At 50.5% G+C, this 13205-nt stretch carries 10 protein-coding genes and 1 tRNA gene; 8 read left to right on the top strand and 3 right to left on the bottom strand.

Annotated features, from left to right (window positions below; translation table 11 throughout):
* The 3 genes from lysS to RTP97_RS10215 all read left to right on the top strand — a co-directional run.
* A partial coding sequence (gene lysS, locus RTP97_RS10225; RefSeq protein ID WP_312413228.1) for a lysine--tRNA ligase occupies nucleotides 1-1184 on the top strand: 1184 nt, incomplete at its 5' end.
* Nucleotides 1185-1388: 204 nt separating this feature from the next.
* Nucleotides 1389-2090 carry an amidase activator ActS gene (gene actS / locus RTP97_RS10220; RefSeq protein ID WP_312413226.1) on the top strand — a complete coding sequence of 234 codons (702 nt, stop codon included), beginning with the start codon at nucleotides 1389-1391 and terminating at the stop codon, nucleotides 2088-2090.
* Nucleotides 2091-2170: 80 nt separating this feature from the next.
* Nucleotides 2171-2244 (top strand) — tRNA-Gly (locus RTP97_RS10215).
* A 261-nt stretch (nucleotides 2245-2505) separates the two neighbouring features.
* Here RTP97_RS10215 and RTP97_RS10210 read toward each other — a convergent pair.
* Nucleotides 2506-3003, bottom strand: a complete 498-nt coding sequence (locus tag RTP97_RS10210; RefSeq protein WP_312413238.1) for a hypothetical protein — start codon at nucleotides 3001-3003, stop codon at nucleotides 2506-2508.
* Between the two features lie 238 nt (nucleotides 3004-3241).
* Between RTP97_RS10210 and RTP97_RS10205 the strand changes: the two genes are divergently transcribed.
* Both RTP97_RS10205 and RTP97_RS10200 read left to right on the top strand, forming a co-directional pair.
* On the top strand, nucleotides 3242-3706 hold the full coding sequence (locus RTP97_RS10205; protein ID WP_312413224.1) for a helix-turn-helix transcriptional regulator: 465 nt from the start codon (nucleotides 3242-3244) through the stop codon (nucleotides 3704-3706).
* 175 nt (nucleotides 3707-3881) lie between these two features.
* Entirely contained in the window at nucleotides 3882-4754 is an 873-nt protein-coding gene (locus tag RTP97_RS10200; protein WP_312413221.1) for a DUF6998 domain-containing protein, read from the top strand.
* 152 nt (nucleotides 4755-4906) lie between these two features.
* Here RTP97_RS10200 and RTP97_RS10195 read toward each other — a convergent pair whose 3' ends face one another.
* Both RTP97_RS10195 and RTP97_RS10190 read right to left on the bottom strand, forming a co-directional pair.
* On the bottom strand, nucleotides 4907-6943 hold the full coding sequence (locus tag RTP97_RS10195; protein WP_312413219.1) for a TIM-barrel domain-containing protein: 2037 nt from the start codon (nucleotides 6941-6943) through the stop codon (nucleotides 4907-4909).
* 7 nt (nucleotides 6944-6950) lie between these two features.
* Complete coding sequence (locus tag RTP97_RS10190) at nucleotides 6951-8294, bottom strand: glycoside-pentoside-hexuronide (GPH):cation symporter (protein WP_312413217.1); 1344 nt, start codon at nucleotides 8292-8294, stop codon at nucleotides 6951-6953.
* Between the two features lie 954 nt (nucleotides 8295-9248).
* Here RTP97_RS10190 and RTP97_RS10185 point away from each other — a divergent pair.
* The 3 genes from RTP97_RS10185 to RTP97_RS10175 all read left to right on the top strand — a co-directional run bounded on the left by RTP97_RS10185 (nucleotide 9249) and on the right by RTP97_RS10175 (nucleotide 13177).
* Entirely contained in the window at nucleotides 9249-9794 is a 546-nt protein-coding gene (locus RTP97_RS10185) for a fimbrial protein (protein ID WP_312413215.1), read from the top strand.
* A 78-nt stretch (nucleotides 9795-9872) separates the two neighbouring features.
* Nucleotides 9873-10583: a molecular chaperone gene (locus RTP97_RS10180; protein WP_312413213.1), complete on the top strand. Its 711-nt coding sequence runs from the start codon at nucleotides 9873-9875 to the stop codon at nucleotides 10581-10583.
* Nucleotides 10580-13177, top strand: coding sequence for a fimbria/pilus outer membrane usher protein (locus RTP97_RS10175; RefSeq protein ID WP_312413211.1), 2598 nt, complete (start codon nucleotides 10580-10582; stop codon nucleotides 13175-13177). Before RTP97_RS10180 ends, RTP97_RS10175 begins: the two co-directional genes overlap by 4 nt.
* Nucleotides 13178-13205 lie beyond the last annotated feature (28 nt).

The following is a 13205-nucleotide window of genomic DNA, read 5'->3' as shown; positions in this document are numbered from 1 at the left end:
AGTTCAAGAAGTGGGATCTGGGCGATATCCTCGGCGCGAAAGGGAAGCTGTTCAAGACCAAAACCGGCGAGCTCTCCATCCACTGCACCGAGCTGCGCCTGCTGACCAAAGCCCTGCGTCCGCTGCCGGACAAGTTCCACGGCCTGCAGGATCAGGAAGCGCGTTATCGCCAGCGTTACCTGGATCTCATCTCCAACGATGAGTCCCGCAAGACCTTTAAAATTCGTTCCCAGATCATGGCCGGTATTCGCCAGTTCATGGTGGGCCGCGACTTTATGGAAGTGGAAACCCCGATGATGCAGGTGATCCCGGGCGGCGCATCTGCGCGTCCGTTCATCACCCATCATAACGCTCTGGACCTGGACATGTACCTGCGTATCGCGCCGGAGCTGTACCTGAAGCGTCTGGTGGTCGGTGGTTTTGACCGCGTGTTCGAGATCAACCGTAACTTCCGTAACGAAGGCATCTCCGTTCGTCATAACCCAGAGTTCACCATGATGGAACTCTATATGGCCTATGCGGACTATAAAGATCTGATCGAACTGACCGAATCCCTGTTCCGGACCCTGGCGCAGGACATTCTGGGCACCACCGAGGTGCCGTATGGCGAGGAGACCTTCGACTTCGGCAAGCCGTTTGAGAAGCTGACCATGCGTGAGGCGATCAAGAAGTACCGTCCGGAGACCAACATGGCCGACCTGGATAACTTCGACGCGGCGAAAGCGATCGCCGCCGATCTGGGTATTAAGGTTGAGAAGAGCTGGGGTCTGGGCCGTATCGTGACCGAGATCTTCGAAGAGACCGCTGAAGCGCATCTGATCCAGCCGACCTTCATCACTGAATACCCGGCTGAAGTCTCCCCGCTGGCGCGTCGTAACGACGAGAACCCGGAGATCACCGACCGCTTTGAGTTCTTTATCGGCGGACGTGAGATTGGCAACGGCTTCAGCGAGCTGAACGACGCGGAAGACCAGGCCCAGCGCTTCCAGGACCAGGTGGATGCGAAAGCCGCCGGTGACGACGAGGCGATGTTCTTCGATGAAGACTACGTGACCGCGCTGGAGCACGGCCTGCCGCCGACCGCAGGTCTGGGCATTGGTATCGACCGTATAGTGATGCTGTTCACCAACAGCCACACCATCCGCGACGTGATCCTGTTCCCGGCGATGCGTCCGGTTAAGTAGTTCCTGCAAAAAAGCCGGATGGCGCTGCGCTTATCCGGCCTACAAAACCGCACTGCCCGTATGCCCGGTAAGCGTAGCGCCACCGGGCATTCATTCCCCTGAAATGTAAATCACAGTGAAGACATTTAGCCTTCGGCGTATGGCTGCTATCATAAAAAACCCATAACAATTACCTGAGGATCCGTTTTGAGCGCAGGACGCCCGATGAGAAAACCGTTTCGCCTTATTATCTGCCTGATGCTGGGCATGCTGCTGGCCGCCTGTTCGTCGAACAAGCTATCCGATGAAGATATCTACGTCGTTAAACGTGGCGATACGCTGTCGCGTATTTCGCGCCTGACCGGTACCAGCGTCAGGGATCTGGCGCGCCTTAACGGTATCTCTCCGCCCTATACCATTGAGATCGGCCAGCGGCTGCGTGTCAATGGTTCCGGCAAAAAGTCCTCCGGTAAGCGCAGCAGCGGTTCTTCCTCACGCGTCGTCACCGTGCCGCCAGCCTCCTGGCCTCCGGTAGGACAGCGCTGCTGGCGCTGGCCGACGAGCGGCACCGTGGTGCTGCCGTACTCCTCCGCCGACGGCGGTAACAAGGGTATCGACATTGCGGGCTCACGTGGGCAGGCGATCTACGCCGCCGGGGCAGGGAAGGTGGTCTACGTTGGCAACCAGCTGCGCGGCTACGGCAACCTCATTATGATCAAGCATAATGAGGACTACATCACCGCCTACGCTCACAACGACACGCTGCTGGTGAACAACGGCCAGAGCGTAAAAATAGGGCAGAAGATCGCCACGATGGGCAGCTCTGATACCGACTCGGTGAAGCTACACTTCCAGCTGCGCTACCGCGCTACAGCCATCGATCCGATCCGCTACCTGCCGCCGCAGGGCACCCCGCCGAAGTGCTAACTGATTAATTAATCATCGGTTAGCGTGCTTCCGCCTTGCCAGACGGTGCGTAAGGTCTATAATGCCTTACGCACCTCAAAGCGGGCGTAGTTCAATGGTAGAACGAGAGCTTCCCAAGCTCTATACGAGGGTTCGATTCCCTTCGCCCGCTCCAGAATTCCCCTAACGTATTCATTCCCCACTATTTTTTAAGTCATGCGTGATGGCGCTCGTGCTGCCCCTACCAGCGCGTTAGCGCGTGAATATGGCGTTTCCAGAGCGACTGTAGCTGCGACTCTTGAACGGCATTGTGGGTCGAGCATTAAGGGGGAGTAGCTAGTTGATTGCTGGGTGAGGTTAATTGTTAGAAACCTCACCCAAGGTAGCAAGACATTACTTTATCCATAGTTAAATGCGACATTACGTGAATGCGATTTTATTCAAAAGAAGCCGCAATGACTTCCCCGTTGTTAGCGTTGAAAATACAAAAATATTGAAGCGGTGTTAGCATCCCCAGACTGTTAATGACGTTAGCCTGATGTCCAAATGCTTGAACACTCTTTATGTTCTCGTCGTGCCAGAGATAAGAATCGAATACCGGTTGCACTTCATTTTCCAGCCATGTATGGCGAAACGTGGCTTTCTTGTCCATCATCTGCTTGCACTCTTTGACGGGGTTATGATGTGCTTTCGCATAGCACTCCGGACTGTTACCTAAGCATGCAGCATCTTGCTTTGCTGGCGGGTGCTCTGCGCCTACAGCGGAAAATGCGCTTACTCCCAGCATCAATAAGAGAGTTCCCAGCCCTCCCCATGAAATTGCCCGCAGGATACCAATGTGTCGTTTTGATATGAGGTAAGCGGCCACGCTGTAACTGGTGCAACTAAGCACAGCTCCGATTGCCATTGATAATAAAAAGTTTGATCCCGCCATGGTTTCCTCTTTTTTCAAACTCATCACGCCTAATAGTGAAGGCTGGAAATGCTAAACCGATGATCATCATCATACCTCTTAGATTTTAAATGTCACCTTTAGTGTTCATATTGAATCCTTTGGTTTTAGCACTTCGGGGCGCTAGCCAGGGCGACTGTGCTCACAAATCGCACTGATAGATTCGAAATGTCTCATGTGGAGCGTGGCCTTACAGTAGTCAAGGATGCACATTCAAGGCATGAAAAAGTCTCTGAGAATACTGTTCGGCGAACGGGTTAAAGAACTCCGTATTGCCACAGGAATAAGCCAGGAAGCGTTTGCCGATCGGTGTGGGTTCGCACGTAGCTATATGAGCCGCATTGAACGCGGCGGTTCTAATGCGTCTCTTGATGCGATTGAGGTGCTGGCTAATGCTCTGAGCGTTGAGCCGTGGCAGTTGCTGGCGTTTGACTCATCTGAAGATAATGACCCCGAACTGTTGGTTCCATACGCCGCCGATGGCTCATGCTTTCATCCTGGGCTGGCGAGCAGTCGCGATGGTTCGTTTGGCGTAGGTGATAAAGTGGCTCAGAAACGCTTTAGCACGTTTTCCGAAGCACTTGAGTATCTTCGCAGCATGGAGACGGCAAAATGGCGCAGGCCCAATTCTAGTGGCAACTGGGGCATTGTTTCGGCAGTGCGGTGGGACAAACTGAGAAAGTAACCTAAGTGTAAGTTTATCAATTCAGGATGCTGTGTTAATGAACAGTGTTCTTTGGCAGAAGGTGAGCCACCTTTGAATCCGCCTTACTCTTCTATAAGAGTCGACTAAACATCAAAATCCAGGTGCGTTACGTAGGCGTTACAGTGGCGTTTTACTTCAGCAATGGAGAGTGCTTTTGGAAAATAATCATTTAATATCATATGGTTTTTTAACGTCGCTAAGTGATCTTGAGTTACTGTCGCTTCATTCCGAAATTTTAACCCAGTTGCGTTGTAGAGGGGTCATTCGCACCAAGAACAATCCTGTAGGTGACTATGCTGAATGGCTGGTTTCTAAGGCGTTATGTATGACGCTTCTTAGCAATTCATCTGCTGGTGCTGATGCCATCGACACTGATGGCAAGAAAGTGCAGATCAAAGCGAGGAGAGTCACACCGGATAGTCCTTCCCGGCAACTGAGTGCATTGCGCAACTATGAAGCAGCCGATTTTGATTATTTAATAGCCGTTATTTTCGATGAAACTTACAACGTTCTTGATGCCTACAAAATCCCACATGAAGTCATACGAGATTACGCTCGGCATAATGATCACGTTAACGCACATATTGTTAACCTCAAGGGCGCGATTCTTACCGATCCCCGAGTTAATTCCATCAAAGAAGAGTTGATTGTCAGGAGTTCAGCTTCGGCCAATGAAGTGCCTAAGCAAACCCCTCCACCCGAAACTATGGAAGAGGTTTTGAATCAACCAGAGAAGATAACGAGCAGTCTTACGCTGGTCAGACTCCTTAAGGCTATCGGGATGGAGTGTTTTGTAAACTACTTCCATCATTTTGCCGATTCAAATTTATCAAGCGCTGATATCATTGAAAAAATGCACTCACGGGAGGGGTATACAGAGAAAAGTTGCCGGAGTCGTCTCAGTAAAGCGCGAAAAGTGATCGGGGATGGTTTAAGTATTGAAGCTTTAACGTTGATCGCTGACTCCGGGCGAATACAAGATTCTGTCAGAAGTGACGCGCTTAAACTTATCAGCGTTCTTGAGTAAAAAAGTTTGTAAGACGTTGTCGTTCCTCCAACAAAGCCCCCCTACAATGCATCAAGTTTTTGATAATGAATCTATGGGATTACGAGATCTTTGGAGCAGGGGCGATTCCCTTCGCCCGCTCCAGTTTTAAATCTGCCGAACACCACCCTGATTTACTTCACCAGCAGCGAAATCAGCGGGCTGCCTTCCCGAATAAACAGCGGAATCGTCTCCAGTTCGGCAGGAACCGATATACGCTGCCCGCCCTGATAGCATTCACCCTGTAAATTGACCCACTGGTGGCCGCCCGGTAGCCAGACATCGCGCTGACGTTGCCCGGCGTGCATAACCGGAGCGACCAGTAAATCACGGCCAAACAGATATTGGTCTTCCACCTGCCAGCTTTGCGCCTCGTCGGGATAGTGCCAGAAGAGCGGACGCATGAGCGGATCGCCGTGTTGATGCGCATTGGCGTAAAGTTCATCAATATAGGGGCGTAGCGCTTCGCGGACGCCCAGCCAGCGCTGCATAATGGCGAAGTTCTCCTCACCGTAGCTCCACAGCTCGTTGGGTGAACCACTATCGCATTGCGGAATACCGTGGCGATAGCTTTCCGGCGGCTGGATCCGCGGCTCGCGATAGCCGTGCATACGCAGGACCGGACAGAACACCGCCCACTGGAACCAGCGGATCAGCAGTTCGTGAAATTCGGGATCGTGGATGTTGCCGCCCTGGAAACCGCCGATATCGGTGGTCCACCACGGAATGCCCGCCAGTCCCATGTTAAGCCCGGCAGCCAGCTGATTGCGGAACGAATGGAAGGAGGAGTGAACGTCCCCGGACCACGCGAGTACGCCGTAGCGCTGGCTGCCTGCCCAGCTACAGCGAACCAGGTTGACGATCTCCTTTTCGCCCTCCGCACGCAGACCATCATAGAAGCCCTGAGCGAAATCGCGCGGATAGCGGTTGCCCACTTCCAGTACCGGCCCAGCATGGTAGCGATAGTTATCGAAGTCATAGGCACGATACTCCGGCTCGGCCTCATCCAGCCAGAACAGCTTGATCCCGTAGTCAAAATAGTTTTTCTTCACCGTATCCCAGACAAACTGCCGCGCCTGCGGGTGGGTGGCGTCAAAGAAAGTGGTATTGCCCATAAAATCCAGGTTGATCTGCACGCCGCGATCGCTGGTCACCAGCCAGCCTTTGGCTTTCATCTGCGGAAATAGCGGGCTACGTGCTTCCACGGTCGGCCAGACCGAAACCATTAGCCTGATGCCCATTGATTCCAGCTCTTCTACCATCGCCCGCGGATCCGGCCAGTCGGTAGGATCGAAACACCAGGTTCCCTGATTGGGCCAGTGGAAGAAATCGATAACCATCACTGACAGCGGCAGGTTGCGGCGATGATATTCGCGAGCGACCTCCAACACCTCCTGCTGGGTGCGGTAGCGCAATTTACACTGCCACAGGCCGCTGATAAATTCCGGCGCGGCGGGTGGCGTACCGGTGGCTTTGGCATACTGGCGGGTCATCTCCATCACGTTATCACCCGCGGTTATCCAATAGTCCATCTCCTGGGTGACGCGGGCGGTCCACTGGCTGTGATTTTTCGCAAAGCTAGCCTCGCCAATTGCCGGGTTATTCCACAGCAGGCCATAGCCGAGGCTGGACTGGACAAACGGCACGCTGGCCTGCGAGTTACGCTGCGCCAGCTCCAGAGAGCAGCCTTTCAGATCCAGCCAGGGCTGCTGGTACTGCCCCATGCCATACAACCTTTCTCCGTTGCGGGCTTCAAAACGCACCGTCAGCTGATATTTACCGCCGGGCAGCGGTTTAAATTCTCGTCCATCCAGCTTCAGGGCACTGACGTACTTGTCCTGGCTTTTTTCGCTGGCGCCGATGCCAACCGTAGAACGCTGTCGCCACATCTCTTCCAGCAGCAGCTCGCCGTGCTGATTGTAAAATGCCAGCTGGCCCTTAAGGTTCAATACCGCGCTGATGTTGCCGTTGCGCAGAGTCAGGGTTTCAGCATCCCGGAAAATGTCGGCCTGGCATGAGTCTGGCGTCAGCAGAGCGTGAAGCTCGGAAGTAAACTCCGGCGCGCAGGTAGCGCGTACCCGCAGGCTATTCTTGCCCCAGGGCTCCAGACGTAAAATCTGTCGTTCGAAGCGCCATTCGATGGCGTTAGCGTGCTCAATTAATTCGCTCATGGAGAGGTCATCCTTTCACAATAGATTGCATTTTAGCCAAATTGATCTCCTGCATGGTCTGGTCATCAAGCTTGTACCAGCGCAGGGTGGCGAAAGCCGCCAGAGAGAGCAGTCCGGGGACGATGGTGAAGAGGGCGACGATGCTGTGCATGGCCAGCGACGTCTGTTCCGGCGCGTTGGCGACGTAGCCGCTGAAGGCCAGGGTCCAGCCGACAATGGCACCGCTGAGCGCCATTCCCAGCTTGAGGACGGCGAGGAAGGTGGAGAAAATGATGCCATCCATACGCTTGCCCTGACGCCATTCGCCGTAGTCGGCGACGTCGGCCATCATCACCCACATCAGCGTGGTGGTTGCCTGATAGAGCGTCGAGACAATAAACGTTAACGGAACCAGGACGAAAACGGATTTCGGTGCAAAGAACAGGGCGATGCTGAGCACACCTGCCAGCACGGCACAGTAGCCGAACATCTGAACTTTATTGAAATTACGGGTCAGACGCTTGGCCAGCAGGCTCCCGGCGGCTTTGCCAAGGATATGCGCGGCGAGCATCCACATGAAATAGCTGGCGCTGCCGAGGTAATAGGTAACGAAGTACATCATCGCCCCGAGGCGGATCACGCCAAAGCCGATGTTGGTTATCACGAGCACTGCGACGACCCGCCATTGATCGTTACGCAGCAGATCCCGTAGCTCGGCGAGATAATTGTTGTGAGTGGCGGGTGCCTTGATACGTTCGCGGGTATTGGCAAAGCAGATCCAGAACATGATCACCGCCGCGCTGGCCATAATCGCCATCGCCCAGCGATAACCTGCCAGCTTATCCGCGCCGCCCAGGTACTCTGCCAGCGGCATCATGAAAAATGTCGACATTGCGCCGCCAAGCGTGGCAAGGAAGAAGCGCCAGGACTGTAGGGAGATGCGCTCGTCGTTATCAGGGGTAATCACCGCGCCCATCGAGCAGTAGGGGATATTGATGGCGGTATACATCAGCATCATAAAGGTGTAGCTAACGCTGGCGAAAATCATTTTACCGGTCATATCCAGCGATTGCGGTACGGCATAGGTCAGCAGGCAGCTCAGGCCAAAGGGTAGGGCCAGCCACAGCATCCATGGGCGAAATTTTCCCCAGCGGGAGCGGGTACGGTCGGCCATATAGCCCATTGCCGGGTCGATAATGGCATCGGCGGTGCGGGCAAGCAGAAACATGGTTCCGACGAATGCGGCCGGTAGCCCCACCACATCGGTATAGTAAAACGTGAGAAAAATAATCACGTTATCCAGACCAACATGGCTAGCCATATCCCCAAGGCCATAACTGATCTTCTCTTTTCGGGTAACTTTAGTTGTCATTGATGTCACCAGGTGTCGTTAAGGTACGGGTTCTGTAATCGGGAACAATAGTGTGGTTGAAGCGGGAGGGTTAACAATTGCGGGATTTAACATCTGGGTTACGTAAAGTGCTTTCCGTGATACCGGTAACAAGATTGCTATCATCGAATGCAACGCTATCTGGACAGGATGAGCAGCGTTGCAGTCGTTACAGTTAATGCTGGCAATTATCGCACTGCTCTATCCACTGGTTTTTTCCTACTGTTTTCCCGTCTTATTCTCAATCTGGTATTCAATCAATAGGTTATGTTTGCTGCGAGACGTGACTGTGAGCACGTTTACTTGCTGCAGCGAAAGTATAAAGTGCTCGCGTTGATATTTGTTAAGGCCTGGCTGTTAGCTTTTGTTAGTCCTGACGGCAAAGTGGCAACCTCAGCGCTTTAAAAAATTCAGGCGCAGAATGGTGGCAGCAAACTGTCAAAACTTGTAACCTGGATTTTATTAATATTCAAGGTGCTTAATAAGATAATAAGTTTAACGCTATAATTTAAAACTCGCTCAAGCGTTATCTCTGTAGATTTTTTCCCAAAAGTTTCCAATTCCTAAGTCATAACCATAAAAGTGGTGCTCTATGCTGTGTGGTAAAAAGTATAATATTGCGTTAAGAATATCCCATAACTGCGTATTTTACTAGGATATCATGCATTTTTAGACCCTACGTCGTAACATTGATGATTCCAAGTACTTAAATCTAATCAATAAAAATTTTTAATGTGAATTTGCAGTGTCTAATAAAGGACACCGCAATGCTATTGTGCCATCACGATAGAATTAATGATAATAAGGTCACGCCAAGTTTATGCCAAAATGAATAACATGATGGCTTAGTAATATCTACTTGGGATATGCCGAGCCTTTCTACTCGGTATGAAAATGGCAGGAATATTTTTTAATTTATATTAATTTGAGGTTTTCATGAAAAAGCAACTGGCTGTCGCTGTAGCAATGTTATTTACTACTGGTATGGGCATGGCTCATGCCGCTGATGGTACTCTTAACTTCACGGGTACTGTAACTGCTGATACCTGTACTGTTGCAGTAAACGATCAGACTAATCCAACTCTAAACCTGGGTACTGTTAACACGGCCGATCTTATTGCCGCTGGCGACACGGGTCCAGCGACTAACTTTACTCTGAACCTGACCAGCTGCCCAGAGACAGTCACTGGCGCAAGCGTAACGTTTAGCGGTAACGCCAACGGTGTAATGAAAACTGCTTTCAGCAACGAAGCAGGTACAAGCGACGCAGCTAAAAACGTCGGCGTTCAGCTTTATGACGCATCTTTAAAAACTGTTACACCGGAAACTGCTCTGGACGTTAGCAGTTACCTGACAGAAAACGCAGATAAGACGATGAAATCAGCTGCCATTCCTTTCACTGCACGTATGATTGCCGTTGCTAATGCGGCTACTGCGGGTTCCCTGATTTCCCACGCTGATTACACCATCAGCTACCAGTAATAAACTCGCCTTCCCATGGATGAATACAGGGTAAGGACACCCTGATTTTTCTATTTCTAATGTTAAGAGAATTTACACATGAAAATGTCAGTAAAATATTGCTTGCTGGCGGCATGTATGTCGTTCGCTGTATCTGCTAACGCTGGCGTTAATATTAATGGCACCCGTTTGATTTATCATGGAGATAAAAAAGAGGCGTCAATTAATGTGAGGAGTGGAGCAGATGATAAATATCCCTACCTCATCCAAAGCTTTGTGGATAATAAAGGGCCAAAAGGCGATCAACCTGAAGGTGAAGGCAAACTACCATTTACCGTCATACCACCCTTGTTCCGCCTGGAGCCAGGCAAGGTGAACGCAGTGCGCGTCATTCGTACCGGGAATGATTTCCCTTCCGACCGGGAATCCGTTTATTGGTTAGATATTAAAGCCATTCCTGCAAACGATCCTAAAGAAGACGGTAAAAACGTCCTGCGTTTCTCCCTTAAAAACCGTATCAAAATATATTATCGTCCTGCCGGTCTTGAGAGTCCGACACTGGAGGCTTATAAAGCTATATCATTCAAGATGTCTGGTAAGGATTTAGTGGTTACTAACCCGACACCATGGTTTTTAACATTTTACAAGTTAAACGTAGGTTCAAGTCTGGTCGATACAAAGTTTACGATGGTGGCACCACGCGCTACCCATACATATAAAATTCCAGCAGGTGCGTCAGGTAAAGTTACCTGGTCCTATATTAACGACTATGGAGCCGCTTCTCCAGTCATAGGAGAGATGCCGCAATGAGTTTGGATACTGCAAGGCGAAATAGGGGACATAAAAAAACGCTTTTCTGGTTCAGGCGGCTAACCTGCCTGATATTGCTGGCCTTACAAAGTGTCCATTATGCATTCGCGCGGGATGAATTTGATATGGCTGCTTTGGAGACGAGTGGACCTAAACTCAACGTCGACCTTAGCCAATTCTCCAATACTGGATCACAGCTGCCGGGTAATTACCGCGTTGACGTCTTTATCAACCATGTGCAGGTCGATACCCGAGACCTGCATTTTGTGCAGAACAAAGAGGGTCTTTTAATTCCTGAAGTGGCGCCTGATTTACTGAAGGTATGGGGGATCAAGGTGGATGAAATTGAAGGCCTTATCGAGGCTGAGAAAATAGATGACTTAACAAAATTCATCCCTCAAAGCAGTGTGAAATTTGATTATAACCAGATGCGTCTTGATTTAACCGTTCCTCAGGCCGATGTAAATAGCAATGCACAAGGTTACGTCAACCCATCGTTATGGGACGAGGGTATCCCTGCTCTGTTGCTTGGGTATGACTTTAATGGTTCAAATACATGGCGTAATAATGACAATGCTCCAGGAACAGAAGATAACTATTTCTTAAGTTTACATGGTGGGCTGAACCTGGGGGCCTGGCGACTGCGTAATTACAGTACCTGGACGTACACGAAAACGCCGGAAAGTACGGGCAACGGGTTCACTGACAATGGGAGCAGTCAAAACCATTGGAATTCTATCAATACATTTTTGCAGCGTGATATTCCTCAGGTAAGTGGGATGCTAACAATGGGGGATGCAACGACCCCCTCGGATGTCTATGATGGCTTCTCGTTTCGAGGAGCACAGATAACGTCCGATGATAATATGCTGCCGGACAGCCTTCGTAGTTTTGCACCAACGGTACATGGCATTGCGGCCAGCAATGCTACCGTAACGATCCGCCAAAATAGTACAATTATTTATCAGAAACAGGTTACACCAGGGGCATTTGAAATTAAGGATCTGTATCCTAACTCAACAAACGGCGACTTGGTGGTGACGGTTAAAGAATCGGACGGTCATGAACATACGTTCGTTCAGCCCTTCTCCAGCGTGGCGATTATGCAGCGTGAAGGCCATCTGAAATATGCTTTTACTGGTGGTGAATACCGAAGCTATGCGGACGGGGGTGAACCCAAGTTTACCCAGTTAACTGCGATCTATGGTCTGCCGCACGAAATGACGGTGTACGGCGGGGCTCAGTTGTCTGATGATTATCAGAATGGATTGGCTGGTTTAGGGTTTACGCTAGGGGATATCGGTTCTCTTTCCGTTGATACGGCCTATTCCTCTGCTGATTTAAGTACAGGCGAACATAAAAACGGGGCATCTTACCGTGCTCAATATTCAAAGAGTGTTCTTAGCACCGGTTCAACCGTTACGTTAGCGGCCTATCGTTATTCAACAAAAGGATATTATAGTTTTCAGGATGCTGTCGATCTGCAAGTCAACGATTATTATACCGATGATGAAAACGATAATAATGACTTTAATCTTACTAACAATAAGCGGTCACGCTGGCAGGCGTCTTTAAGTCAGGATCTCCCCGATGGATGGGGACAAATATATCTGAATGGCTACCAGCAGGATTACTGGAGCGATGAGGGCTATGAAAGAAACCTGACCGTTGGCTATAACAATAGCTGGTCGGGAATAAGCTATGGGGTAACCTACAACTTTACCAGTATGCCAGGTACAGAAAACGATCATCAACTGGCAATGAATATCAGCGTTCCACTGGATAAGTGGCTACATGGCGCTTATGCCGGATATAGCGCGAACACGAATCGACATGGTGATTCCACGCAGCAGGTCAGCCTGTATGGTTCCGCGCTTGAAGATGGAAATCTTAACTATACCGTGATGGAAGGCTACCGGAATCATGCAGAGTCAGGGTCGAACGGGTCTGTTAATGTAGATTATACCGGCAGTGTGGGTGAAGCTAACGTGGGTTATAACTATGACCCGGATAGCCATCAGGTGAACTATGGCCTGCAGGGTGGGGTCGTTGTACACCAGCATGGCGTAACATTCTCACAGGCGCTTAGCCAGGACATCCAGTCTATTGCCTTAGTCAGCGCCAGGGGAAGTCGTGATACGAAAGTCCTTAATGGTACCGGTGTTAAGACCGACTGGCGTGGTTACGCGGTTGTCCCGTATTTGACTCCGTATAGAAGAACCATGGTCAGTCTGGATACGAGCACCCTAGCAGACGATGCCGATATAGATAATTCCTCTGTCAACGTCATCCCGACTGAAGGGGCGGTTGTTATGGCGCAATTTAAAACCCATATTGGTGCCCACGCATTAATTCGTTTGCAGCATGCTGGCTCCGCAATTCCTTTTGGCGCAACGGTGAGCCTGATACAGGATGAGAGTGTTGCCGGTATTGTTGGTGATAATGGTGATGTCTATTTGGCTGGTGTCCCAATGGAGGGCGATTTACATGTGCAGTGGGGCAAAGGCGTCAATACTCAATGTACGGCGAAATTTGCACTGCCAGAAAATAATACAAATTCCAGCGTGATTAATGTCAGTGCGGCATGCCATTAAAATAGATTGCGGCCTCTTGTAAGATAAA

Source organism: Pseudescherichia sp. (assembly GCF_031998825.1).
Taxonomy (GTDB): domain Bacteria; phylum Pseudomonadota; class Gammaproteobacteria; order Enterobacterales; family Enterobacteriaceae; genus Pseudescherichia.
The sequence above is the reverse complement of the archived record's forward strand: the minus strand, read 5'-3'. Positions and strand labels throughout refer to the sequence as shown.

Bases quoted from the DNA above. Each gene is read 5' to 3' on its own strand.
- actS (WP_312413226.1), top strand. From the start codon at position 1,389: ATGAGAAAACCGTTTCGCCTTATTATCTGCCTGATGCTGGGCATGCTG.
- RTP97_RS10210 (WP_312413238.1), bottom strand. From the start codon at position 3,003: ATGGCGGGATCAAACTTTTTATTATCAATGGCAATCGGAGCTGTGCTT.
- RTP97_RS10205 (WP_312413224.1), top strand. From the start codon at position 3,242: ATGAAAAAGTCTCTGAGAATACTGTTCGGCGAACGGGTTAAAGAACTC.
- RTP97_RS10195 (WP_312413219.1), bottom strand. From the start codon at position 6,943: ATGAGCGAATTAATTGAGCACGCTAACGCCATCGAATGGCGCTTCGAA.
- RTP97_RS10190 (WP_312413217.1), bottom strand. From the start codon at position 8,294: ATGACAACTAAAGTTACCCGAAAAGAGAAGATCAGTTATGGCCTTGGG.
- RTP97_RS10185 (WP_312413215.1), top strand. From the start codon at position 9,249: ATGAAAAAGCAACTGGCTGTCGCTGTAGCAATGTTATTTACTACTGGT.
- RTP97_RS10180 (WP_312413213.1), top strand. From the start codon at position 9,873: ATGAAAATGTCAGTAAAATATTGCTTGCTGGCGGCATGTATGTCGTTC.
- RTP97_RS10175 (WP_312413211.1), top strand. From the start codon at position 10,580: ATGAGTTTGGATACTGCAAGGCGAAATAGGGGACATAAAAAAACGCTT.